This is a genomic window from Streptomyces sp. NPDC022552 (assembly GCF_055561875.1).
On record NZ_JBVHGJ010000002.1, the window covers coordinates 727,768 to 749,388 of the forward strand.

Below are 21,621 nucleotides of genomic sequence, written 5' to 3' on the forward strand. Positions count from 1 at the left end.
CATGACCGGCCTCTCCACCATCCTCATCGTCGTCGGTCTCTTCCTCGCCGGCGGTGTGTACTCGTTCTCCAAGCAGGACCTGCCCAAGGGCGTGATCGCCCTCCTCGCCATCGCCTCCTTGATGTGCCTGGTCGCGGGCGTCCTTCGGATTCAGGGAATCTGGGAGTAAGCGGCATGAGCACCACAAGCACTCCCAAGAAGGTCGTCGTCTTCGACTACGGCTTCGGCAACGTCCGCTCCGCCGAGCGGGCGCTCGCCCATGTCGGCGCCGAGGTCGAGATCACCCGTGACTACGACAGGGCCATGAACGCCGACGGGCTTCTGGTCCCCGGCGTCGGCGCCTTCTCCGCCTGCATGCAGGGGCTCAAGGAGGCCCGCGGCGAGTGGATCATCGACCGCCGGCTCTCCGGCGGCCGCCCCGTGATGGGCATCTGCGTCGGTATGCAGATCCTCTTCGCCCGGGGCATCGAGCACGGCGTGGAGACCGAGGGCCTCGACGAGTGGCCCGGTACGGTCGAGCCGCTGAAGGCCCCGGTCGTGCCCCACATGGGCTGGAACACCGTCGAGGCGCCCGAGGACAGCGAGCTGTTCGCGGGCCTCGACGCCGACGCCCGGTTCTACTTCGTGCACTCCTACGGAGTGCGGGAGTGGAGCCTGGAGGTCGGCAACCCCAACATGCGTGCCCCCAAGGTCACCTGGGCCACCCACGGCGAGCCGTTCGTCGCGGCCGTCGAGAACGGTGCCCTGTGGGCGACCCAGTTCCACCCCGAGAAGTCCGGCGACGCCGGAGCACAGCTGCTCACCAACTGGATCGGAACCCTGTGACTGTGTCTTCTAACAGCGTGCTCGAACTCCTCCCCGCCGTCGACGTCCGCGACGGCCAGGCCGTCCGCCTCGTGCACGGAGAGTCCGGTACGGAGACCTCCTACGGCTCCCCGCTGGAGGCCGCCCTCGCCTGGCAGCGCTCCGGCGCCGAGTGGCTGCACCTGGTGGACCTCGACGCCGCCTTCGGCACCGGTGACAACCGTGAGCTGATCGCCGAGGTGGCCAAGGCCATGGACATCAAGGTCGAGCTCTCCGGCGGCATCCGCGACGACGCCTCGCTCGCCGCCGCCCTCGCCACCGGCTGCACCCGCGTCAACCTGGGCACCGCCGCCCTGGAGACCCCCGAGTGGGTCGCCAAGGTCATCGCCGAGCACGGCGACAAGATCGCCGTCGGCCTCGACGTGCGCGGCACCACGCTGCGCGGCCGTGGCTGGACCCGCGACGGCGGCGACCTGTACGAGACGCTCGCCCGTCTCGACTCCGAGGGCTGCGCCCGCTACGTCGTCACCGACATCGCCAAGGACGGCACGCTCCAGGGTCCGAACCTGGAGCTCCTGAAGAACGTCTGCGCCGCCACCGACAGGCCCGTAGTCGCCTCCGGCGGCGTGTCGTCCCTGGACGACCTGCGCGCCCTGTCCGGGCTCGTCCCGCTGGGCGTCGAGGGCGCGATCGTCGGCAAGGCGCTGTACGCCAAGGCGTTCACCCTGGAGGAGGCGCTGGAGGCGGTGGCTTCCGTATGACCGACGGCGTGAAGAAGGTCGTCACCGGCGCCCCCTGGGAGGAGCAGTTCGGCTACTCCCGCGCGGTGGAGCTGCCGAACGGCCTGGTCCTCGTCTCCGGCTGTACGTCGGTGGTCGGCGGCCAGATCGCCGGCGGAGGCCCGTACGAGCAGGCGATCAACTCCTTCAACGTGGCCTTCGACGCGCTCAAGAAGCTCGGCCTGGGCCCGGAGGACGTCGTACGGACCCGGATGTACATCACCCACGCGCGGGACGTGGAGGAGGTCGGCCGCGCCCACAAGGAGCTGTTCGACGCGGTCCGCCCGGCGGCTTCGATGATCATCGTGTCCGGCTTCGTCGACCCGAGCCTGGTCGTCGAGGTCGAGGTCGAGGCGTACAGGAGTGGTGCGGAATGAGCCTCGCCGTACGAGTGATCCCCTGCCTGGACGTGGACAACGGCCGGGTCGTGAAGGGCGTCAACTTCCAGAACCTGCGCGACGCCGGCGACCCCGTCGAGATGGCGAAGCTGTACGACGCCGAGGGCGCCGACGAGCTGACCTTCCTCGACATCACCGCCTCCTCCGGCAACCGCGAGACGACCTACGACGTGGTGCGCCGCACCGCCGAGCAGGTCTTCATCCCGCTGACCGTGGGCGGCGGCGTGCGCGCGGCGGAGGACGTCGACAAGCTGCTGCGCGCCGGTGCCGACAAGGTGGGCGTGAACACGGCCGCCATCGCCCGGCCGGAGCTGATCCGCGAGATCGCGGAGCGCTTCGGCCGTCAGGTGCTCGTGCTCTCCGTGGACGCCCGGCGTACGGCCTCCGGGTCGTTCGAGGTGACGACGCACGGCGGCCGCAAGGGCACCGGCATCGACGCCGTCGAGTGGGCGCACCGGGCCGCCGAGCTGGGCGCGGGCGAGATCCTGCTCAACTCGATGGACGCGGACGGCACGAAGGACGGCTACGACACCGAGATGATCGCGGCCGTGCGCAAGCACGTGACCGTGCCGGTGATCGCGAGCGGGGGAGCGGGCAAGCTGTCCGACTTCCCGCCGGCGATCGAGGCGGGCGCGGACGCGGTGCTCGCGGCCTCGGTCTTCCACTTCGGCGATCTGCGGATCTCCGAGGTCAAGGGCGCGCTGCGGGAGGCGGGCCACCCGGTCCGCTGAGCCAGGCTCCGAGAGGCCCCCGGAAGGGGGCCTCTCTCTTGGTCCGATGAGCAGGATTATTTGTGCAATTTCCGTTGCGCAAGATTTCTTTCGCATCTACGGTCGTGGACATGACCTCGCAGGAGAACCGCCGGATCACCGATCTCGGCACCCTCAAGGCGCTCTCGCACCCGCTGCGGATGCGCCTCTACCGCGCCCTCTTCGTCGCCCGCACCGCCACCGCGTCCCAGCTCGCCGACCAGGTCGACGAGGCGGTCTCCCTCGTCAGCTACCACCTGCGCAAGCTGGCCGAGCACGACCTCATCGAAGAGGCGCACGGGCACTCCGCCGACGGCCGCGAACGCTGGTGGCAGCCCAGCTCGTACGGCGTCTCCATCCGCGACGAGGACGTCCGGGGCACACCCGAGCTGATCGCCGCGAGCGACGCCCTCGGCCGCACGATCAACGAACAGCGCACCGAACTCCACCGCCGCTTCCTCGACGAACGGCTGACATGGTCGGGCGAGTGGCGCTCCGCCTCGATCAGCTCCGAGTGGCTCCCCCGACTGACCGCCGCCGAACTCGCCGCGCTCGGCGAGGAGCTCGACGCGCTGCTCAGGAAGTACGACGCGCAGGCCCGCGCCGCCGAGCAGGCCGGCGACACCGAAGGCCGCGAGAACGTCGCCGTCCACCTCCACGGCTTTCCCTACCGGTCATGACGGCGCTCACCGAGGCCGCGACCGGGCACGCCCGCCCCGCCGGACCCGCGCACCGCGACCCGAACGTGCTGCGCTGGCTCGGCGCCTACACCGCCTCCACACTCGGCGACAGCGTCTACCACCTCGCCCTGTCCTGGACCGCCGTCCGCGGCGGCACGCCCGCGGAGGCCGGGCTCGTCATGGCCGTCAGCGCCGTGCCGCGCGCCCTGCTCATGCTCGGCGGGGGAGTGATCGCCGACCGCTTCGGGCCGCGCCGGGTCGTCGTCCTCTCCGACACCGTGCGCTGCCTCGTCGTCCTAGGCGTGGCCGCCCTCCTGCTCCTCGCGAGCCCGGCCCTCTGGCTGCTCGCCGTCGTCGCCCTCGTCTTCGGCACCGTCGACGCCCTCTTCCTGCCCGCCGTCGGCGCACTGCCGCCCAGGATCGCCCCGCGCGACCAGCTCGCCCGCGTCCAGGGGATGCGCGGCCTCGCCTACCGTGCCGGACTCGTCCTCGGCGCGCCGCTCGGCGGCCTCGCCGTCGCCCTGGGCGGACCGGCGGCCGCGTTCGGGGCCGCCGGTCTCCTCTTCGCCTTCTCCCTGCCGCTGCTCCTGAGGCTCCGGATCACCCCGCTTCCCGGCGGCGAGGCCTCCCGTGACGGCACCGCGCTGCGCGACCTCGCCGAAGGACTGCGCTACATCCGCCGCCACCGGGTCCTCGGCCCGCTGATGATCGTCGTCGCGCTCTCCGACCTCGGCTTCGTCGGCCCCCTCAACGTCGGCCTCGCGCTCCTCGCCGACGAGCGCGGCTGGGGCGCCGCCGGCATCGGCTGGGTCCTCGCCGGGTTCGGCGTGGGAGCGGGCGCCGCCTCCCTGCTGCTGACCGTACGCGGCCGGATACCCCGCGCCGGGGCGGTCATGGCCTGGACGATCACCCTCGGCGCGGGCTCGATCGGCGCCCTCGCGTACGTACCGCAGCTGTCCGTCGCCGTGGCCGTGTCCGTCTCGGTCGGCCTGCTCGCCGGCCTCAGTGGCGCACTGTGCGGCGCCCTCACCCAGACGGAGTGCGACCCCGCGTACCTGGGGCGGGTGACGGCCGTGTCCAGCTTCTTCAGCCTCGGCGTCGCCCCGCTGAGCTTCCCCCTCACCGGCGCCGCGGTGGGCCTGTGGGGCCTGGGCCCGGTGTTCGTGGCCAGCGCGGCGACGTGCGCGCTGGGCGGCGTGTACGCCCTCTCGGTCCGGTCCCTGCGCCGCGCGGAACTCCCCCGAGGGGACGCCGCCTGAGCCGCCCGGCCCCGCGCCTCGCACGGGGCGGGGTGGCGCGCCCGACCGCACCCGTGCGGGGGCCGGACGGGCGCGCCGGGGGCGGTGCGGGCGCGGGCCGGAGGCGCCGGAGCCGGTCCTCGCGCCGGGCGGTCCGGCGGCCTGAGCCGCCCTAGATCCCCAGCTGCTTCGTCTCGTGCAGGCGGTCGATCGCGTCCTGCTCCCCGTCCAGCTCCACCTTCGCCTGGTCCTGGCGGCCGAAGACGAACATCGTCAGCTCACCCGGCTCGCCGGAGACCGTCACCACCGGGGTGCCGCGGTGGGCCACCGCCGTCTGGCCGTTCGGGCGGCGCAGCACCAGGCCCACCGGGGCCCTGCGGCCCAGCAGCTTCGCGCCCTTCTCCAGGCGCGACCAGAGCGCGTCCGAGAAGACCGGGTCCAGCTCGCGCGCCGACCAGTCCGGCTGGGCCCGCCGCACGTCCTCCGCGTGGACGTAGAACTCGACGATGTTCGCCCCCTCGTCCACCTGCTTGATCGTGAACGGGGACATCCGGGGCGGCCCCGTCCGGATGAGCTGGATCAGCTCCTCGTACGGCTTCTCCGCGAACTCCGCCTGCACCCGGTCCAGCCGCGCCTTCAACGCCGGTACGAGCGTCCCGGCGGCCGCGTCCGGACGGCGCTCGCGCACGACCACATGGGCCGCGAGGTCGCGGGTCAGCCACCCCTCGCAGAGCGTCGGGGCTTCGGGCCCGGCCGCCTCCAACAGATCGGCGAGCAGAAGGCGTTCACGCTTCGCATGGGTCGACATGCTCGCCAGCGTACGACCGACGCCCGCGGTCCGCCCAGTGGACGGTCATCCGGACACACCCCCCGGCCACGGCACAATGGCCGCATGAGCAGCAATCTCGACCCGGCCATCGCCGCCCGTCTCAAGCGCAGCCCGGACGGACTCGTCCCGGCCATCGCCCAGCAGTACGACACCGGCGAGGTGCTGATGCTCGGCTGGATGGACGACGAGGCCCTCCACCGCACCCTCACCACCGGCCGCTGCACCTACTGGTCGCGCAGCCGCCAGGAGTACTGGGTCAAGGGCGACACCTCCGGCCATGTCCAGCACGTCAAGTCCGTCGCCCTCGACTGCGACGCCGACACCGTGCTCGTCAAGGTCGACCAGGTCGGCGCCGCCTGCCACACCGGCGCGCGGACCTGTTTCGACGCCGACGTCCTGCCCCTGGGCAAGTAGGGTCTGGCGCCATGGATCTCGAGACCTTCCGCAAGCTGGCGGAAGACCGCCGTGTCATTCCCGTCAGCCGCCGGCTCCTCGCGGACGGCGACACCCCGGTCGCGCTCTACCGCAAGCTCGCCGCCGAGCGCCCCGGCACCTTCCTCCTCGAATCCGCCGAGAACGGCCGCTCCTGGTCGCGCTACTCCTTCATCGGGGTCCGCAGCGACGCCACCCTCACCGTCCGCGACGGCCAGGCCCACTGGCTCGGCACCCCGCCCGTCGGCGTCCCCACGGACGGCGACCCGCTCGCCGCGCTGCGCGCCACGGTCGAGGCCCTGCACACGCCCCGCGACCTGTCCTCCGGGATGCCGCCCTTCACGGGCGGCATGGTCGGCTACCTGGGCTACGACGTCGTCCGACGCCTGGAACGCATCGGGGACGCCACGCGGGACGACCTGGAGCTCCCCGAGCTGACCATGCTGCTCACCAGCGACCTCGCCGTCCTGGACCACTGGGACGGCACGGTGCTGCTGATCGCCAACGCGATCAACCACAACGACCTGGAGACCGGTGTCGACGAGGCGTACGCCGGCGCCGTCGCCCGGCTCGACGCCATGCAGGCCGACCTGGCCCGCCCCGTCGCCACCGTCCCCGCCGCGCTCCCGCCCTCCGAACTGCCGGAGTTCTCCGCGCTCTGGGGCGGACAGGCCTACCAGGAAGCCGTCGAGGACATCAAGGAGCGGATCCGGGCGGGCGAGGCCTTCCAGGTCGTCCCCTCGCAGCGTTTCGAGACCGCTTGCCACGCCTCGGCGCTCGACGTCTACCGGGTCCTGCGGGCCACCAACCCGTCGCCGTACATGTACCTCTTCCGCTTCGAGAACGGCTTCGACGTCGTCGGATCCAGCCCCGAGGCCCTGGTCAAGGTCGAGGACGGGCAGGCGATGGTGCACCCCATCGCCGGCACCCGGCACCGCGGCGCGACCCCGCAGGAGGACCACGACCTCGCCGAGGAGCTGCTCGCCGACCCCAAGGAGCGGGCCGAGCACCTGATGCTCGTGGACCTCGGCCGCAACGACCTCGGCCGCGTCTGCGAGCCGGGTTCGGTGGAGGTCGTCGACTTCATGTCCATCGAGCGGTACTCGCACGTCATGCACATCGTCTCGACGGTGACCGGACGGGTCGCCGAGGGCCGGACCGCGTTCGACGTGCTCACCGCCTGCTTCCCGGCCGGCACGCTGTCCGGCGCGCCGAAGCCGCGCGCCATGCAGATCATCGAGGAGCTCGAGCCGTCCCGGCGCGGACTGTACGGAGGGTGCGTCGGGTACCTCGACTTCGCCGGCGACTCCGACACCGCGATCGCCATCCGTACGGCCCTGCTGCGTGACGGCACCGCGTATGTGCAGGCCGGAGCGGGTGTCGTCGCCGATTCCGACCCGGTCGCGGAGGACAACGAGTGCCGGAACAAGGCCGCGGCCGTCCTCCGCGCCGTGCACACCGCCAACCGGATGAACGGCGCGTGACGGCGTAAGGGATAGTGGGGTACGTGAGTGCTGTTCCCGTACCCCAGCCCCGAGCCGCCCGCGTGGGTGCCGCTGCCGCCGCGCCCGGCGGCCGCCGCAGCCTGGCCGCGGCTCTTCTGCTCGGCGCCCTCGGTGCCACCGTCGTGCTGCTGTCCGCGGGCCAGATCTGGGCCGAGGGCACGGCGGCGGTCGGCGGCGGCACGGTGCCCGTCGAGGCCGACGGCGGCACCGTCACCGGTGTGCCGACGGCCCTCGCGATCGTCGGCCTCGCCGCGCTCGTCGCCGTCTTCGCCGTCCGCCGCACCGGGCGCACCCTGGTCTCCGCCCTGCTCGCGCTGAGCGGCGCGGGAGCGGCGGTGGCGGCCTTCCTCGGCGCCTCGGACAGCGATGCGCTGGACGCCGAGGCCGCCCGGATCTCCGGTGACACCGCGGCGACGGTCTCGGGCCTCGCGCACACCGCGTGGCCGTACGTCACGGCGGCCGGCGCGCTGCTGATCCTGGCCGCCGGGCTGCTCGCGCTGCGGTTCGGCACACGCTGGCCGACGATGGGCGGACGGTACGAGCGGGCCGGCGCGCCCCGTGCCGCGCGCCGGGCGCCCGCCGCGTCCCCTGACCGGCCCGAGGACCTGTGGAAGGCCCTGGACCGCGGCGAGGACCCGACGCGCGAGGGATGATCGCGGAGGCCGGACGCGACGCGTGATCGTCGCGCCACCCCGATTCATCCTCGCGCCCCTGTGTGCGGGACAATGAACCACGAGTGTCCGCGCACGCGAGACCTCACCATCGAGCCACCACCGAGCAACAGCAACGAGGAGCAACTCATGGCGGGCAGCGCCCACGGACACACCCCGGCCGCCTGGACCGGTGTCATCATCTCCTTCATCGGCTTCTGCATCGCCGGAGTCTTCATGGTGGCGGCCAACACGACCGGCTTCTGGGCCGGTATGGCCGTCATCCTGCTGGGCGGTGTCATCGGCCTGGCGATGAAGGTGGCGGGCCTGGGCATGCCGAAGGAGTCGGCGGCGGTCGCCGCGGCCCGCGAGGCGGCGACGGCGAAGGCGCGCGCCGTCTGACGGACGACGCACACGACGTACGCGACACGCGCGAAGGCGCAGTCCGGCAGGGCCGGGCTGCGCCTTCGCGCGTGAGGCGCGACAATCACCGCGTGGACGCCAACCCCGAGCCCCCCGCCCCGCCGCGGCCGCCCGCCCCCACGGACCACCCCGCCCCGGCCCTGGTCCCGCCCGGTCCGTCCGTGGCGGGCTCTGATCCGGCCCCCGCGCCGTCCGGTCCGTCCGTGGCGGGCTTCGGGGCGGCCGCCGGGCCGTCCGGGGCTTCCGGGGCCCGTGGGGGCGTCGAGGCCCCCGCCGGGCCCGTCCGTGCCCTGGGCATGCGCGAGGAGCCGCTCGGGTACCCCGGAGGGGAGCTCGGGGCGCGTGCGCCCAGGTCGCTCCCGGTGCGGCTTCTCGCGCCCGTCGGCACGCTCGCCGGGGTCGCCGCCGCGTTCGCCTACGTCGGTGCCGTCGACCCCAACGAGCCCGGGCACTATCCCGTCTGTCCGCTGCTCCGCTTCACCGGCCTGTACTGCCCCGGCTGCGGCGGCCTGCGCAGTGCCCACGCCGTCGTCCACGGCGACCTCGCCGCCGCGTTCGGCGCCAACGCCCTCGCCGTCGTCGGCTACGGCCTCTTCGCCCTCGTCATGGCCCTGTGGCTGATTCGCGCCGTACGGGCCGTGCCCATGAGGGTCGCCGTCACCCCCGCCTGGGCCTGGGCGATCGGCGCCCTCCTCGCCCTCTTCAGCCTTGTGCGGAACCTCCCGTTCGGCTCCGCCCTGGCCCCCTGACCCCGCCCCGGAAGTCCCAGTACGTGGGACGCATCACGGCCGGATGCGAGTCCGGAGCCTCGGTGCGGATACCATCGACATGGCTGAACCTTGTTCATCTGCACCACCGTCACCATCACCGTCCCGGAAGGGGGCCTCTCGCGTGAGTGTGCTCGACGAGATCATCGAAGGCGTGCGCGCCGACCTCGCAGAGCGGCAGGCGCGGGTCTCCCTCGACGAGCTCAAGGAGCGCGCCGCCAAGGCGCCGCAGGCCAAGGACGGCGTCGCCGCACTGCGCGGCGAGGGCGTCACCGTGATCTGCGAGGTCAAGCGCTCCAGCCCGTCCAAGGGCGCGCTCGCCGCGATCGCCGACCCCGCAGGTCTGGCCGCGGACTACGAGGCGGGCGGCGCCGCCGTCATCTCCGTGCTCACCGAAGAGCGCCGCTTCGGCGGCTCGCTCGCCGACCTGGAGGCCGTACGGGCCCGGGTCGACATCCCGGTCCTGCGCAAGGACTTCATCGTCACGGCGTACCAGCTGTGGGAGGCCCGCGCCTACGGCGCCGACCTCGCCCTCCTGATCGTCGCCGCCCTCGAGCAGGAGGCCCTCGTCTCCCTGATCGAGCGCGCCGAGTCCATCGGCCTGACCCCGCTGGTCGAGGTGCACGACGAGGACGAGGTCGAGCGCGCCGTCGAGGCGGGCGCCCGGATCATCGGCGTCAACGCACGGAACCTCAAGACCCTCAAGGTCGACCGCTCCACCTTCGAGCGCGTCGCCCCGGAGATCCCGGCCGGCATCGTCAAGATCGCCGAGTCCGGCGTCCGCGGGCCGCACGATCTCATCGCGTACGCCAACGCCGGCGCCGACGCGGTCCTGGTCGGCGAGTCCCTCGTGACCGGCCGCGACCCGAAGGCCGCCGTCGCCGACCTCGTCGCCGCCGGCGCCCACCCGGCCCTGCGCCACGGGCGGGGCTGACCCCTCCATGGCCCCGCACCGCGCCACGCCGACCACCCAGGGCATCACCGCCCCGGGCGGCTTCGGCGCGGCCGCGGTGACCCGCGCGATGCGCACCCGGCTCCGTACCGCCGCCGCGCCCGCCCACGCCCCGCTGGCCCGGGGCTGCCGGCCGCGCGGCTGCCGCGCACCCGCACGCCGTGTCCACGGCCGCCGGGTGCGGTACGTGATCGGCGACGAGCCGGGCCAGGTCAACGGCATGCGATGGCGCCCGCGCCCCGCGCGCACCCTCACGACGGCCTGACCGGGGCCCGCCCCCGTTGTGGGCATTCGTTCCGCTGGGGCGGAACGGGTGGGCACAACGGAACGGCGCCCCTGCGGGCGCGTCCGCTCCGTACCTGCCCCCGCCCGTGACCGCCCCGCCCTCGTGGGCGCCGGCACCTGGAGCGGAGGCACCCGCCGGGGTGCCGTCCCGTGTGCCCACCCGTCCCGCCCTGCGGGACGATCGCCCACACGGGGAGTGAGGGGTCGCGCGCATGACGTGACCACCAGACCGCATGTCACACGGGGCATCCGCCCCGCGAGGAGCAGCCGCATGTCCAGCGAGTTCTTCATTCCGGACCCGGAGGGTCAGGTTCCGAGCGCCGAGGGTTACTTCGGTGCCTACGGCGGCAAATTCATCCCGGAGGCCCTCGTCGCCGCCGTGGACGAGGTCGCCGTCGAGTACGACAAGGCCAAGGCCGACCCCGAGTTCGCCCGCGAGCTCAACGACCTGATGGTCGACTACACGGGCCGCCCGAGCGCCCTCACCGAGGTCCCCCGGTTCGCCGAGCACGCCGGCGGTGCCCGGGTCTTCCTCAAGCGCGAGGACCTCAACCACACCGGCTCGCACAAGATCAACAACGTGCTCGGCCAGGCCCTGCTCACCAAGCGCATGGGCAAGACCCGCGTCATCGCCGAGACCGGCGCGGGCCAGCACGGTGTCGCCACCGCCACCGCCTGCGCCCTCTTCGGCCTCGAGTGCACCATCTACATGGGCGAGATCGACACCCAGCGCCAGGCGCTGAACGTCGCCCGGATGCGCATGCTCGGCGCCGAGGTCATCCCGGTGAAGTCCGGCAGCCGCACCCTCAAGGACGCCATCAACGAGGCGTTCCGCGACTGGGTCGCCAACGTCGACCGCACGCACTACCTCTTCGGGACCGTCGCCGGGCCGCACCCCTTCCCCGCCATGGTCCGCGACTTCCACCGCGTCATCGGCGTCGAGGCCCGCCGCCAGATCCTGGAGCGAGCGGGCCGCCTCCCCGACGCTGCCATCGCCTGCGTCGGCGGCGGATCCAACGCCATCGGTCTCTTCCACGCCTTCATCCCGGACGCCGACGTGCGCCTCATCGGCTGCGAGCCCGCCGGTCACGGCGTCGAGACCGGCGAGCACGCCGCCACCCTCACCGCCGGTGAGCCCGGCATCCTGCACGGCTCACGGTCGTACGTCCTCCAGGACGACGAGGGCCAGATCACCGAGCCGTACTCCATCTCGGCCGGTCTCGACTACCCGGGCATCGGCCCGGAGCACTCGTACCTCAAGGACAGCGGCCGCGGCGAGTACCGCGCCGTCACCGACGACGCGGCCATGCAGGCCCTGCGGCTGCTCTCCCGCACCGAGGGCATCATCCCGGCCATCGAGTCCGCTCACGCGCTCGCCGGGGCCCTGGAGGTCGGCAAGGAGCTGGGTCCCGAGGGCCTGCTCGTCGTCAACCTCTCCGGGCGTGGCGACAAGGACATGGACACGGCCGCCCGCTACTTCGGGCTGTACGACACCGACGCGGCCCCCGTCGAGGCCGACGCCGCCGCCGAGGACGGCGCGGGCGAGATCCGGAGGGACACCAAGTGAGCGGCAACATCCAGCTCCTCAGCGACACCCTGGCCAAGGCCAAGGCGGAGAACCGTGCCGCTCTCATCGCCTACCTCCCGGCCGGGTTCCCGACCGTGGACGGCGGCATCGCGGCGATCAAGGCCGTCTTCGACGGCGGCGCCGACATCGTCGAGGTCGGCCTCCCGCACAGCGACCCGGTCCTGGACGGCCCGGTCATCCAGACCGCCGACGACATCGCCCTGCGCGGCGGCGTCAGGATCGCCGACGTGATGCGCACGGTGCGCGAGGCCTTCGAGGCCACCGGGAAGCCGGTCCTGGTCATGACGTACTGGAACCCGATCGACCGCTACGGCGTCGAGCGGTTCACCGAGGAGCTCGCCGCGGCAGGCGGCGCCGGCTGCATCCTGCCCGACCTGCCCGTCCAGGAGTCCGCCCAGTGGCGTGAACACGCCGAGAAGCACGGTCTCGCGACCGTCTTCGTCGTCGCCCCCAGCAGCCAGGACGCGCGGCTCGCCACCATCACGGCCGCCGGTTCCGGCTTCGTCTACGCCGCCTCGCTCATGGGCGTCACCGGCACCCGCGAGTCCGTCGGAGCCGAGGCGGCCGACCTCGTCCGCCGCACCCGCGCCACCTCCGACCTGCCCGTCTGCGTCGGACTCGGCGTCTCCAACGCCGAGCAGGCCAAGGAGGTCGCGAGCTTCGCCGACGGCGTCATCGTCGGCTCCGCCTTCGTCAAGCGGATGCTCGACGCCGACGGCGAGGCCGCCGGACTCGCCGCCGTAAGGGAACTGGCGGGCGAACTCGCCGAGGGCGTGCGGCGCGTTTCGTAACCCGTACGGGTGGATCTACGACCGGGGAGGCGCGGACGCGCCTCCCCGGTTCGTTGCTGAGGGCGTGAGCCAGAAGAACAGTGACGGTAATCGGAGCGCGCGGGAGCGCCTCCAGCAGCAGCGCGAGCGCGAGAAGGCCAGGGAGAAGCAGCGGCGCGTCCTGATCGTGTCGGCAGCGGTCGTCGGCGTCCTCGGACTGGCGGCGATCGCCGGAGTGATCGCCGCCAACACCGGCGGCGACGACGGCGGCTCGGACAAGGCGGGACCGGTCGTCGCCCCCACCGGCTCGATCGAGGGGGACAAGCCCGCGATCCCGACCGGGGCGTCGGACGCCCCGTCCACGCTCGAGATCTGGGAGGACTTCCGCTGCCCGGCCTGCGCCTCCTTCGAGAACGCGTTCCGGGACACGATCCACGAGCTGGAGGCCTCCGGCGCGCTCAAGAGCCAGTACCACCTCGCCACCCTCATCGACCGGAACATGGGCGGTCAGGGCTCGCTCCGCGCGGCGAACGCGGCGGCCTGCGCCCAGGACGCCGGGAAGTTCACCGCGTACCACGACACGCTGTACATGAACCAGCCGCCGGAGCCGGACGACGCCTTCGGCGACAACGCCAAGCTGATCGAACTGGCGGCGAAGGTTCCGGGGCTCGACACGCCGGCCTTCCGCAGCTGCGTCGAGGACGGTACGCACGACAGCTGGGTCGGGAAGTCGAACGAAGCCTTCCAGAAGGGCGACTTCCAGGGCACGCCGTCCGTGCTGCTCAACGGGGAATCGATCTTCCCGACGAAGGGCGGCGAGCAGATCTCCCCGGAGAACCTGAAGAAGTGGGTCGCCGAGGCGAACCAGGGCAAGAAGCCCGGCACGGCCTCGCCGGCCGCGGGCTGACGTTCCCCCGGAAGATCCCCTTAGTTACGCAGACGTTGCCGGGTGGGCTGCCGTGACGCCCGCCCGGCAAGGTAGCGTCGGTTCTGCCATGGACCTTGCCTACATTCCCAGCCCGTCGACCGGCGTCCTCCACCTCGGACCGGTCCCGCTGCGCGCCTACGCCTTCTGCATCATCATCGGTGTCTTCGTCGCCGTCTGGATCGGCAACAAGCGCTGGATCGCCCGGGGCGGCAAAGCCGGCACCGTGGCCGACATCGCCGTGTGGGCCGTGCCCTTCGGCCTCGTCGGCGGCCGGCTCTACCACGTCATCACCGACTACCAGCTGTACTTCAGCGAGGGTGAGAACTGGGTCGACGCCTTCAAGATCTGGGAGGGCGGCCTCGGTATCTGGGGCGCCATCGCGCTCGGCGCGGTGGGCGCCTGGATCGGCGCCCGCCGGCGCGGCATCCCGCTCCCCGCGTACGCCGACGCCATCGCACCCGGCATCGCCCTCGCCCAGGCCATCGGACGCTGGGGCAACTGGTTCAACCAGGAGCTCTACGGCAAGCCGACCACGCTGCCCTGGGGCCTGGAGATCTCCGCCGGCGCGAACCGCGAGGAAGGGATCTACCACCCGACCTTCCTGTACGAGTCGCTGTGGTGCATCGGTGTCGCGCTTCTGGTGATCTGGGCCGACCGCCGCTTCAGGATGGGCCACGGCCGGGCGTTCGCGCTGTACGTCGCCGCGTACTGCGCGGGCCGTGGGTGGATCGAGTACATGCGCGTCGACGAGGCGCACCACATCCTCGGCCTCCGGCTGAACGTCTGGACCGCGATCGTCGTCTTCGTCCTGGCCGTCGCGTACATCGTGATCTCGGCGCGGCTCCGCCCGGGCCGGGAGGAGATCGTGGAGCCCGAGAAGGACAAGCCGTCCGGCGACGCCAAGGGCGCGGCCGTGACCGAGGCCCCCTTCGGGACCGACGGTGACGGGGGCGGCGAGGACGACGGCGACGGCGAGGGCGAGACCGCTCGGCGCGAGGCCGTGACCGACGAGCCGGACGACGCACCCGCGAAGGGCACGGAGTCCGCGGCCAAGGGCTGACGAGCAGACCTGCGTACGCCACAGGGCCGCCGGGACCGATGGGTCCCGGCGGCCCTGTGGCGTACGGGCGGGAGCGCGGGCCGCCGGTCAGGCGGCTCTCGCCGCCAGGGTCAGGACGCGGCGCGCGCCCTCGACGACCGCCGCGTCGACGAAGCGGCCGTCCGGGAGGGCCAGGGCGCCCTCCTCCGTCCGGGACGCCTTGACGACCTCCTCGGCCGCCGCGACCTCGTCGGGTGTGGGGAGATAGGCCTGTTCGATGACCGGGAGCTGGCGGGGGTGGATCGCCGCCCGGCCGAGGAATCCCATGGCACGGCCGCGCGCGCAGCCGGCCGCCAGGGAGTCCAGGTCGCGGATGTCGGGATGGACCGACTGGATCGGTGGCGGCAGGGCCGCCGCGCGGGCGGCGACGACGAGACGGCCGCGCGACCAGTCGAGGCCGCAGTCGTCCCGTACCCCCAGGTCGGCGCGGAGGTCCGCCTCGCCGAGGGCGATGCCGTGGACGGCCGGGTGGGCGGTGGCGATGGTGTACGCCCGCTCGACGGCGAGCGCGTTCTCCAGGAGTGCGTAGAGCGGGAGCCCGGAGGTGACCTCGGCGATCCGGTGGATGTCAGTGGCGTGTGTCACCTTGGGGACACGGAGACCACGGAGGCCGGGGAGGGGGGCCAGGGAGGGGATGTCGCGTGGGGTGTGGATGCGGACATGGATCGGTACGGGGTGGGGATCGGAGAGCAGGTCGGCCGTGGCGGCCAGCGCGTACGCCTTGCGGTCCGGGGCCACCGCGTCCTCGAGATCGACGATCACCACGTCCGCGCCGGAGACCAGGGCCTTCTGGACGACGGCGGGGCGGTCCCCGGGGGCGTACAGCCAGGTGAGAGGGAAGTGCGTACCGCTCATACGGCTCCTTCACCGCGGAGGGCGCCGATCTCGGCCGGAGTGAGGCCGAGCTCGGCGAGGACCTCGGCCGTGTCCGCGCCGTGCGGGCGCCCGGCCCAGCGGATCCCGCCGGGGGTCTCGGAGAGCCGGAAGAGGACGTTCTGCATCCTGATCGGCCCCAGTTCGGGGTCCGGGACCTCGGTGACGGTGTCCAGGGCGCGGAACTGCGCGTCCTCCATCACGTCCCGGACGTCGTAGACGGGCGCGATCGCCGCCTCGGCCTTCTCGAAGGCGGTCATCGCCTCCTCCCGGGTGTGGCGGGCGATCCAGGAGCCGACCGCCTCGTCGAGTTCGTCCGCGTGGGCGGCCCGGCTCGCGCCGTCGGCGAACCAGGGCTCGTCGATCAGCTCCGGGCGGCCGACCAGCCGGAGCACGCGTTCGGCGATCGACTGGGCGGAGGTGGAGACGGCGACCCAGACGTCGTCGGACGTGCGGTACGTGTTGCGGGGGGCGTTGTTGCGGGAGCGGTTTCCGGTGCGGGGCTGGACGTAACCGAGCTGGTCGTACCAGAGGGGGTGGGGGCCGATGACGGAGAGCATCGGTTCGATGATGGCCATGTCGACGACCTGGCCGCGGCCGGTGGCCGTCCTGGCGGTGAGCGCGGTCATCACCGCGTACGCCGTGGCGAGGGCGGCGATCGAGTCGGCGAGGCCGAAGGGGGGAAGGGTGGGCGGACCGTCCGGTTCGCCGGTGATGGCGGCGAAGCCGCTCATCGCCTCGGCCAGGGTGCCGAAGCCCGGACGGTGGGAGTACGGGCCGAACTGGCCGAATCCGGTGACCCGGGCGAGGACGAGCCCGGGATTGGCGGCGGACAGCTCCTCCCAGCCCAGACCCCAGCGTTCCAGGGTGCCGGGGCGGAAGTTCTCCACGATCACGTCCGCGTCGGCGGCCAGACGCAGGAGAGTGTCCCGGCCGCCGGGGGAGGAGAGATCGAGGGTCATGGTCCGCTTGTTGCGGCCGAGCACCTTCCACCAGAGACCGACGCCGTCCTTGGCGGGTCCATGACCGCGGGACGGATCGGGCTTGCGGGGGTGCTCGATCTTGATGACGTCGGCGCCGAAGTCGCCCAGCATCATCGCCGCGAGCGGGCCGGCGAAGAGGGTGGCGAGATCCAGGACGCGCAGTCCGTCGAGGGGAGGTGCGGTGTCGTGGGTGCGGGTCATACGGCGTCGACCTCCTGGCCGCTGAGGGGACCGTGGGCCGCGTCGATCTCGGAGCGGTACGGCATCGAGGACGAGGCGCCTTCGCGCTGGACGGAGAGCGCCGCGGCGGTCGAGGCCCAGGCCATGGCCTCGCGGACGGGCCGGCCCTCACCGAGGGCGACGGCGAGCGCGCCGACGAAGGTGTCGCCCGCTGCGGTGGTGTCCACGGCGCGGACACGGGGAGCGGGGACCGTGAACGGCTCGGTGTCGCGGGCCGCGTAGAGGGCGCCGGCCGCGCCGAGGGTGATGACCACCTCGGGGACCTGGGAGAGCAGGGCGGTGGCGGCGGAGCGCGGGTCGGCGACGCCGGTGAGCGCGGCGGCCTCGTGCTCGTTGGGGACCAAGAGGTCGGTTGCGGCGAGGAGTTCGGGAGGGAGTTGCTGGGCCGGGGCGGGGGTGAGGACGGTGCGGACGCCGAGACGGCGGGCGGTGACGGCGCCCTCGACGACCACGGAGAGGGGGAGTTCGAGCTGGAGGAGCAGCGCCCCTGCGTTGGCGATCAGGGCCTCGTCGCCGTGGTCGAGAGAGGCGACGGTGCCGTTGGCGCCGGGGACGACGACGATCGCGTTGCCGCCCTCGTCGTCGACGACGATGTGCGCGGTGCCGGAGGGGCCCTCGACCGTGCGCAGCAGGTCGGTGTCGACCCCGGATGCCTCGAGCGTGGCGCGGAGCCGTACGCCGAATTCGTCGTTGCCGACCGCGCCGATCATCGACACGTCGCCGCCGGCGTGGGCGGCGGCGACGGCCTGGTTGGCGCCCTTGCCGCCGGGGATCGTCCGGAACTCCCGTCCGGTGACGGTCTCGCCGCGCGCGGGGGCACGGGAGACGAAGGCGACGAGGTCCATGTTGGTGCTGCCGAGCACCACGATGCTGGTCATGGGCGTACTGCCTCCAGATACGTCAGTTCGGCCAGGGTGTCGAAGCCGATGCCGTCGAAGGACGGGATCGAGGTGGAGAGCCGGTTCTTGAGGGGGGTGGTCCAGCGCTCGGGCAGCCGGTCGGGGTGGCCGGCGAGGAGACCGGCGACGGAACCGGCGGTGGCGCCGTTGGAATCGGTGTCCCAGCCGCCGGAGACCGCCGCGCAGATGGTGCGCGAGAAGTCGCCGTCGCCGTGGGTGAGGGCGGCGGCGAGGACGGCGGAGTTGGGGACGGCATGGACCCAGTGATACCCGCCGAGGGCGGTGTGGAGCCGGTCCACGACGGTGTCGAAGTCGGGGGTGGTGCGGGCCGTCTCGATGCCGAGACGGACGGCTCGCGCGAGCCGCGAGCGCGGCGGGACCACGGCCAGACCGGCGGCGAGGGCCTGGTGGACGTCGGCGGTGCCGCCCGCGGCGGCGGCGATCGTCGCGGCGACGAACAGGGCGCCGTGGACGCCGTTCGCGGTGTGGGTGAGCGCCGCGTCCCGGTACGCCTGCCCGGCCGCGGCCCCGGGGTCGCCGGGGTTCGTCCAGCCGTGCACGTCGGCGCGGATCTGGGCGCCGATCCATTCGCGGAAGGGGTTGCGGTGGACGGCGGTCAGCGGGGGTTCGATGCCGTCGAGGAGGTTTCGGTAGGCGACGCGCTCGGCGGTGAAGGTGCGGCCGGCGGGGAGTTCGTCGAGCCAGAGGCGGGCGACGTCGGCGGTGGAGAAGCCGCGGCCGTACCGCTGGAGGAGCAGCAGGTTGAGGAGGGGGTAGTTGAGGTCGTCGTCCTCGGGCATGCCGTCGATGTTCTCGGCGAGGGAGGTGGTGGCGGAGCGGCGGTTCCAGGGGTGGGCGGCGAGCAGGTCCGCGGGGACGCCGGTCCCGGTGAACCAGCTGGTGAGGGGCCAGTTGCCCGCGGCACGGGCGAGGGCGCGGATGGCGGGGAGGGGGAGCTTCTCGACGGGCTTGCCGAGGAGACAGCCGGCGGCGCGCCCGAGCCAGGCGGCGTGCAGCCGGTCGCGCAGGGGGTGGTCCTCGGGTTGGTCCTCCCCCTGAGGGCGAGGTGCCTCGCGCGACGGGGAGAGGGGATGGGGGACCAGGGCCTGGATGGCCGGAAGGGCCGTCGGTTCGTGCGGGGCCAGGGGGCTGGGGAGCGTGGCCAGGTCGTCGAGGAGGGTCTCGGCCAGCGCGCGCAGCTCCGGGCGCGGGGTGGGGGACGCTCCGGCCGTCGAAGGGGCGGGCCGGCCGCCCGCCGCGCGCCAGCGGGCGGCGAGCGCGGAGACGTCGCGGCCGTCCTCCGCCGCCTGACGGAGTTCGTGGCCGACGAGGTCCTCCGGCTGGACCCAGGTGACGCGCAGGTTCATCGGACGGCCGCGCTCGTCAGGGTCGCGTACGCCGACTCGTGGGCCCGGCGGCGGGCCGTGTCGCGCGCGAAGACCTCGTGGGCGACGGCCGTCAGCGCGCGCGCCGGGGCGTGCAGGTCCAGGCGGCTCGCCTCCGCGACCTGCTTCGCCCAGGCGGGCGGGATCGCGGACTCGCCGCCGAGAGCGCCCACGATCGCGCCCGCCATCGTCGCGATCGAGTCGCAGTCACGGCCGTAGTTGACCGCGCCCAGGACCGTACGCCGGTAGTCGCCGCGGCCCACGAGCAGCATCCCCAGGGCGATCGGCAGTTCCTCGATCGCGTGCAGCCGCGACGGGCGGCGCGCCCCCAGCGACGGTGCGCGGTAGTCGGGGCCCACGGTGTCGAACGGCGCCACCGCCCGGCGGAGAGGGACGAGGGCCGACTCGAAGTCCGTGTGCGCTGCGGCGACTTCGGCGACCGACTCGATCGCCGCGCGGGTGCCGTCCTTCGCCAGGGAGAGAGCGGCGGTCACGACGGACTCCGGGGTCGCACCGGGCGCGCACGCCGCCGCCACCGCCGCGGCGAACACCCCCGCCGCCTCGCGGCCGTACGAGGACTGGTGCGGCGCCGCGATGTCCAGCGCCTCGGCGTAGGCCGCCTCCGGGTGGGCCGCGTTGATCAGGCCCACGGGCGCCATGTACATCGCCGCACCGCAGTTGACGATGTTTCCGCTGCCGGCCTCGCGCGGATCGACATGGCCGTAGTGGAGGCGGGCCACGAGCCACTTCTCCGCCAGGAAGATCCGCTGGAGGGGAAGCGCCCGCTCTTCGAGTTCGGGGATCCAGACCGGGTTGCCGATGAGTTCGGGGACGAGGTGGTCCGCCACCGCGTACGCGTCGAGATGGTCACGGACCTTCTCGTACACCCTGATCAGGGCGTGGGTCATCAAGGTGTCGTCGGTGACGTGCCCGTCGCCCTTGTGGTACGGCGCGATGGGGCGGGCCGTGCGCCAGGCGTCGCCGTTCCAGGGGCCGACGACGCCGGTGACCCGGCCGCCGTGGCGTTCGACGATCTGCTCGGGGGTGTAGCCCTCCACGGGGCCGCCGAGCGCGTCGCCGACGGCGGCCCCGAGGAGACTTCCGGTGATCCGGTCATCCAGTGTGGGAGTCATGTCGGAATTGTCCACCCGGCGTGGCCAGTTCCGTGTCTCCGAGCAGCCCGGCGAGTTCGACGAGATCCGTGCCGGCGAGGCGGGGCAGCGCGCAGCCGGCGAGCCTGCGGCACGCCTCACGCCAGGTGGCGGGGAGGGCGTCGGCGCCGCCGAGCGCACCGGTGAGCGCGCCCGCGAGCGCCGGGGCGGAGTCCGCGACACGCGAGAGGCACGCGGCCGCGGGTACGGCCCCGGACGCCTCGCCGCGCGCGGCGAGGGCGAGCGCCAGGGCGACCGGCACGGTCTCGGCGGCGGCGATGCCGTAGCTGTAGACGTGGTCGACGATCTGGTGCTCCAGGAGGGGGACGAGCTCGAAGGCGCTCGTGACGTCCTGGGCCATCTTCACGGCCTGACGGGCGTTGCGGCCGATCTCGGTGGTGGGCGGGAGCTGGGCGAGGGCCGCCTCCACGGCCTCGTCGACGGTCGCGCCGCCGAGAGCGGCGGCGACGGCGGCGGCCATCGCGCGGGCGCCGTGCACGCCGTCGCCGTCCTGGGTGTAGCGGGCGTCGAACTCGGCGAGTTCGGCGGCGGCGACCGGGTCTCCCGGGTGGACGACGGCGAGCACGGCGGCGCGGACGCAGGCGGCGTCGTCGAAGTAGTGCGGGTTGTCGTGGCCGGTGGCGGGGGGACGCAGTCCGGTGGCGAGATTGCCGAGCCCGGCGCGTACGGAGATCCGGGCGCGCAGAGGGAGGACGGCGGACTCGACCTCGGGGGCACGGTCGGCGGCGGCGGCGACCTGGCTCGCGAGGGAGTTCCAGGCGAGGTCGACGGCGGCGCGGAGGCGGCGCTCCGGGGGGAGCGTGGCGAAGAGGGGACCGGTGGCGGCGAGGACCGCCTCGGCGGTGAAGACCGCCCATTCGGCGTCGTCGGAGGGGCCGAGGCGGAGGGGTTCGGGGGGCTGGTTGAGAGCGATGGGGACGGGGAGGGTGGTGGTGGCGTTCTGTTCGGCGAAGGTGTCGAGTTCGCGGGTGAGGCGGCGGGTCCATTCGGGCATGCGGGCGGCGCGGTGTCTGGCCGCGGGCCAGCCGGCGGCGTCGCCCGCGGCGAGGCCCAGGAGGAGGCCGGCGATCCTGGCGGGGCTGGGGCGTCCGTCCCGGGCCCCGGCCCCGGGGCCGCCCTCCGGGCTCCCGTGGGCGCCGCCCTTGTGTCCTGCGCCCATCTGTTCCGCCCCGGCGGAGCAGATGCCCACAGGG

25 protein-coding genes are annotated in these 21,621 nt (G+C 73.4%); 18 read left to right on the plus strand and 7 right to left on the minus strand.

What is annotated here, in order from left to right; genetic code table 11:
• Window position 1 precedes the first annotated feature (1 nt).
• The 7 genes from ACZ3OF_RS08195 (at window position 2) to ACZ3OF_RS08225 (ending at window position 4,669) form a co-directional block, all read left to right on the plus strand.
• Window positions 2-169, plus strand: coding sequence for a hypothetical protein (locus ACZ3OF_RS08195; protein WP_361669417.1), 168 nt, complete (start codon window positions 2-4; stop codon window positions 167-169).
• 5 nt (window positions 170-174) lie between these two features.
• Window positions 175-825, plus strand: a complete 651-nt coding sequence (hisH, locus tag ACZ3OF_RS08200) for an imidazole glycerol phosphate synthase subunit HisH (protein WP_361669415.1) — start codon at window positions 175-177, stop codon at window positions 823-825.
• 2 nt (window positions 826-827) lie between these two features.
• Complete coding sequence (gene priA, locus ACZ3OF_RS08205) at window positions 828-1,565, plus strand: bifunctional 1-(5-phosphoribosyl)-5-((5-phosphoribosylamino)methylideneamino)imidazole-4-carboxamide isomerase/phosphoribosylanthranilate isomerase PriA (protein ID WP_361669412.1); 738 nt, start codon at window positions 828-830, stop codon at window positions 1,563-1,565.
• The gene (locus ACZ3OF_RS08210; RefSeq protein ID WP_361669409.1) at window positions 1,562-1,960 is read left to right on the plus strand and encodes a RidA family protein; all 399 of its coding nucleotides are present in this window, start codon (window positions 1,562-1,564) and stop codon (window positions 1,958-1,960) included. Before priA ends, ACZ3OF_RS08210 begins: the two co-directional genes overlap by 4 nt.
• Window positions 1,957-2,712: an imidazole glycerol phosphate synthase subunit HisF gene (hisF, locus tag ACZ3OF_RS08215; protein ID WP_361593098.1), complete on the plus strand. Its 756-nt coding sequence runs from the start codon at window positions 1,957-1,959 to the stop codon at window positions 2,710-2,712. Before ACZ3OF_RS08210 ends, hisF begins: the two co-directional genes overlap by 4 nt.
• Before the next feature lie 110 nt (window positions 2,713-2,822).
• Entirely contained in the window at window positions 2,823-3,410 is a 588-nt protein-coding gene (locus ACZ3OF_RS08220) for a helix-turn-helix domain-containing protein (protein ID WP_361669406.1), read from the plus strand.
• The gene (locus ACZ3OF_RS08225) at window positions 3,407-4,669 is read left to right on the plus strand and encodes an MFS transporter (RefSeq protein ID WP_361669404.1); all 1,263 of its coding nucleotides are present in this window, start codon (window positions 3,407-3,409) and stop codon (window positions 4,667-4,669) included. Before ACZ3OF_RS08220 ends, ACZ3OF_RS08225 begins: the two co-directional genes overlap by 4 nt.
• A gap of 151 nt (window positions 4,670-4,820) precedes the next feature.
• On the opposite strand, the gene ACZ3OF_RS08230 is transcribed toward ACZ3OF_RS08225, so the two are convergent.
• Window positions 4,821-5,456, minus strand: a complete 636-nt coding sequence (locus ACZ3OF_RS08230) for a TIGR03085 family metal-binding protein (RefSeq protein ID WP_361669402.1) — start codon at window positions 5,454-5,456, stop codon at window positions 4,821-4,823.
• 84 nt (window positions 5,457-5,540) lie between these two features.
• On the opposite strand from ACZ3OF_RS08230, the gene hisI reads away from it, so the two are divergent.
• From hisI to lgt, 11 genes are all read left to right on the plus strand, one after another.
• Window positions 5,541-5,891, plus strand: coding sequence for a phosphoribosyl-AMP cyclohydrolase (hisI, locus tag ACZ3OF_RS08235; RefSeq protein ID WP_345692165.1), 351 nt, complete (start codon window positions 5,541-5,543; stop codon window positions 5,889-5,891).
• 11 nt (window positions 5,892-5,902) lie between these two features.
• On the plus strand, window positions 5,903-7,393 hold the full coding sequence (locus ACZ3OF_RS08240; RefSeq protein ID WP_361669400.1) for an anthranilate synthase component I: 1,491 nt from the start codon (window positions 5,903-5,905) through the stop codon (window positions 7,391-7,393).
• A 14-nt stretch (window positions 7,394-7,407) separates the two neighbouring features.
• A complete protein-coding gene (locus ACZ3OF_RS08245) occupies window positions 7,408-8,067 on the plus strand; it encodes a TIGR02234 family membrane protein (protein ID WP_361669398.1) in 660 nt (219 codons plus the stop codon).
• 147 nt (window positions 8,068-8,214) lie between these two features.
• Complete coding sequence (locus tag ACZ3OF_RS08250; RefSeq protein ID WP_361669396.1) at window positions 8,215-8,466, plus strand: HGxxPAAW family protein; 252 nt, start codon at window positions 8,215-8,217, stop codon at window positions 8,464-8,466.
• Window positions 8,467-8,783: 317 nt separating this feature from the next.
• Window positions 8,784-9,236, plus strand: a complete 453-nt coding sequence (locus ACZ3OF_RS08255) for a DUF2752 domain-containing protein (RefSeq protein WP_361669766.1) — start codon at window positions 8,784-8,786, stop codon at window positions 9,234-9,236.
• A gap of 142 nt (window positions 9,237-9,378) precedes the next feature.
• Entirely contained in the window at window positions 9,379-10,188 is an 810-nt protein-coding gene (trpC, locus tag ACZ3OF_RS08260) for an indole-3-glycerol phosphate synthase TrpC (RefSeq protein ID WP_361669394.1), read from the plus strand.
• An 88-nt stretch (window positions 10,189-10,276) separates the two neighbouring features.
• The gene (gene trpM / locus ACZ3OF_RS08265; RefSeq protein ID WP_361594116.1) at window positions 10,277-10,471 is read left to right on the plus strand and encodes a tryptophan biosynthesis modulator TrpM; all 195 of its coding nucleotides are present in this window, start codon (window positions 10,277-10,279) and stop codon (window positions 10,469-10,471) included.
• A gap of 291 nt (window positions 10,472-10,762) precedes the next feature.
• On the plus strand, window positions 10,763-12,058 hold the full coding sequence (trpB, locus tag ACZ3OF_RS08270) for a tryptophan synthase subunit beta (RefSeq protein WP_361669392.1): 1,296 nt from the start codon (window positions 10,763-10,765) through the stop codon (window positions 12,056-12,058).
• A complete protein-coding gene (gene trpA / locus ACZ3OF_RS08275) occupies window positions 12,055-12,870 on the plus strand; it encodes a tryptophan synthase subunit alpha (RefSeq protein WP_361593077.1) in 816 nt (271 codons plus the stop codon). Before trpB ends, trpA begins: the two co-directional genes overlap by 4 nt.
• Before the next feature lie 64 nt (window positions 12,871-12,934).
• A complete protein-coding gene (locus tag ACZ3OF_RS08280) occupies window positions 12,935-13,756 on the plus strand; it encodes a DsbA family protein (RefSeq protein WP_361669389.1) in 822 nt (273 codons plus the stop codon).
• A gap of 88 nt (window positions 13,757-13,844) precedes the next feature.
• On the plus strand, window positions 13,845-14,837 hold the full coding sequence (gene lgt, locus ACZ3OF_RS08285; RefSeq protein WP_467303487.1) for a prolipoprotein diacylglyceryl transferase: 993 nt from the start codon (window positions 13,845-13,847) through the stop codon (window positions 14,835-14,837).
• An 87-nt stretch (window positions 14,838-14,924) separates the two neighbouring features.
• Here the strand turns inward: lgt and ACZ3OF_RS08290 are convergent, their stop codons facing one another.
• The 6 genes from ACZ3OF_RS08290 to ACZ3OF_RS08315 are packed head-to-tail and all read right to left on the minus strand — an operon-like array spanning window position 14,925 to window position 21,587.
• Window positions 14,925-15,731: an HpcH/HpaI aldolase/citrate lyase family protein gene (locus ACZ3OF_RS08290; protein WP_361669384.1), complete on the minus strand. Its 807-nt coding sequence runs from the start codon at window positions 15,729-15,731 to the stop codon at window positions 14,925-14,927.
• Complete coding sequence (locus ACZ3OF_RS08295) at window positions 15,728-16,933, minus strand: CaiB/BaiF CoA transferase family protein (RefSeq protein ID WP_467303490.1); 1,206 nt, start codon at window positions 16,931-16,933, stop codon at window positions 15,728-15,730. Before ACZ3OF_RS08295 ends, ACZ3OF_RS08290 begins: the two co-directional genes overlap by 4 nt.
• The gene (rbsK, locus tag ACZ3OF_RS08300) at window positions 16,930-17,850 is read right to left on the minus strand and encodes a ribokinase (RefSeq protein WP_467303491.1); all 921 of its coding nucleotides are present in this window, start codon (window positions 17,848-17,850) and stop codon (window positions 16,930-16,932) included. The genes ACZ3OF_RS08295 and rbsK overlap by 4 nt, the downstream gene beginning before the upstream one ends.
• The gene (locus ACZ3OF_RS08305) at window positions 17,847-19,238 is read right to left on the minus strand and encodes an ADP-ribosylglycohydrolase family protein (protein WP_361669378.1); all 1,392 of its coding nucleotides are present in this window, start codon (window positions 19,236-19,238) and stop codon (window positions 17,847-17,849) included. Before ACZ3OF_RS08305 ends, rbsK begins: the two co-directional genes overlap by 4 nt.
• Complete coding sequence (locus tag ACZ3OF_RS08310) at window positions 19,235-20,389, minus strand: ADP-ribosylglycohydrolase family protein (RefSeq protein WP_361669375.1); 1,155 nt, start codon at window positions 20,387-20,389, stop codon at window positions 19,235-19,237. Before ACZ3OF_RS08310 ends, ACZ3OF_RS08305 begins: the two co-directional genes overlap by 4 nt.
• Window positions 20,370-21,587: an ADP-ribosylglycohydrolase family protein gene (locus ACZ3OF_RS08315; RefSeq protein ID WP_467303833.1), complete on the minus strand. Its 1,218-nt coding sequence runs from the start codon at window positions 21,585-21,587 to the stop codon at window positions 20,370-20,372. Before ACZ3OF_RS08315 ends, ACZ3OF_RS08310 begins: the two co-directional genes overlap by 20 nt.
• Window positions 21,588-21,621 lie beyond the last annotated feature (34 nt).

Coding starts and splice junctions, on each gene's coding strand:
- hisH (WP_361669415.1), top strand. CDS start 175: ATGAGCACCACAAGCACTCCCAAGAAGGTCGTCGTCTTCGACTACGGC.
- ACZ3OF_RS08240 (WP_361669400.1), top strand. CDS start 5,903: ATGGATCTCGAGACCTTCCGCAAGCTGGCGGAAGACCGCCGTGTCATT.
- lgt (WP_467303487.1), top strand. CDS start 13,845: ATGGACCTTGCCTACATTCCCAGCCCGTCGACCGGCGTCCTCCACCTC.
- ACZ3OF_RS08310 (WP_361669375.1), bottom strand. CDS start 20,389: ATGACTCCCACACTGGATGACCGGATCACCGGAAGTCTCCTCGGGGCC.
- ACZ3OF_RS08210 (WP_361669409.1), top strand. CDS start 1,562: ATGACCGACGGCGTGAAGAAGGTCGTCACCGGCGCCCCCTGGGAGGAG.
- hisF (WP_361593098.1), top strand. CDS start 1,957: ATGAGCCTCGCCGTACGAGTGATCCCCTGCCTGGACGTGGACAACGGC.
- ACZ3OF_RS08315 (WP_467303833.1), bottom strand. CDS start 21,587: ATGGGCGCAGGACACAAGGGCGGCGCCCACGGGAGCCCGGAGGGCGGC.
- ACZ3OF_RS08195 (WP_361669417.1), top strand. CDS start 2: ATGACCGGCCTCTCCACCATCCTCATCGTCGTCGGTCTCTTCCTCGCC.
- hisI (WP_345692165.1), top strand. CDS start 5,541: ATGAGCAGCAATCTCGACCCGGCCATCGCCGCCCGTCTCAAGCGCAGC.
- ACZ3OF_RS08255 (WP_361669766.1), top strand. CDS start 8,784: ATGCGCGAGGAGCCGCTCGGGTACCCCGGAGGGGAGCTCGGGGCGCGT.
- trpB (WP_361669392.1), top strand. CDS start 10,763: ATGTCCAGCGAGTTCTTCATTCCGGACCCGGAGGGTCAGGTTCCGAGC.
- ACZ3OF_RS08250 (WP_361669396.1), top strand. CDS start 8,215: ATGGCGGGCAGCGCCCACGGACACACCCCGGCCGCCTGGACCGGTGTC.
- ACZ3OF_RS08305 (WP_361669378.1), bottom strand. CDS start 19,238: ATGAACCTGCGCGTCACCTGGGTCCAGCCGGAGGACCTCGTCGGCCAC.
- ACZ3OF_RS08295 (WP_467303490.1), bottom strand. CDS start 16,933: ATGACCCGCACCCACGACACCGCACCTCCCCTCGACGGACTGCGCGTC.
- trpM (WP_361594116.1), top strand. CDS start 10,277: ATGCGCACCCGGCTCCGTACCGCCGCCGCGCCCGCCCACGCCCCGCTG.
- ACZ3OF_RS08290 (WP_361669384.1), bottom strand. CDS start 15,731: ATGAGCGGTACGCACTTCCCTCTCACCTGGCTGTACGCCCCCGGGGAC.
- ACZ3OF_RS08225 (WP_361669404.1), top strand. CDS start 3,407: ATGACGGCGCTCACCGAGGCCGCGACCGGGCACGCCCGCCCCGCCGGA.
- ACZ3OF_RS08220 (WP_361669406.1), top strand. CDS start 2,823: ATGACCTCGCAGGAGAACCGCCGGATCACCGATCTCGGCACCCTCAAG.
- rbsK (WP_467303491.1), bottom strand. CDS start 17,850: ATGACCAGCATCGTGGTGCTCGGCAGCACCAACATGGACCTCGTCGCC.
- ACZ3OF_RS08230 (WP_361669402.1), bottom strand. CDS start 5,456: ATGTCGACCCATGCGAAGCGTGAACGCCTTCTGCTCGCCGATCTGTTG.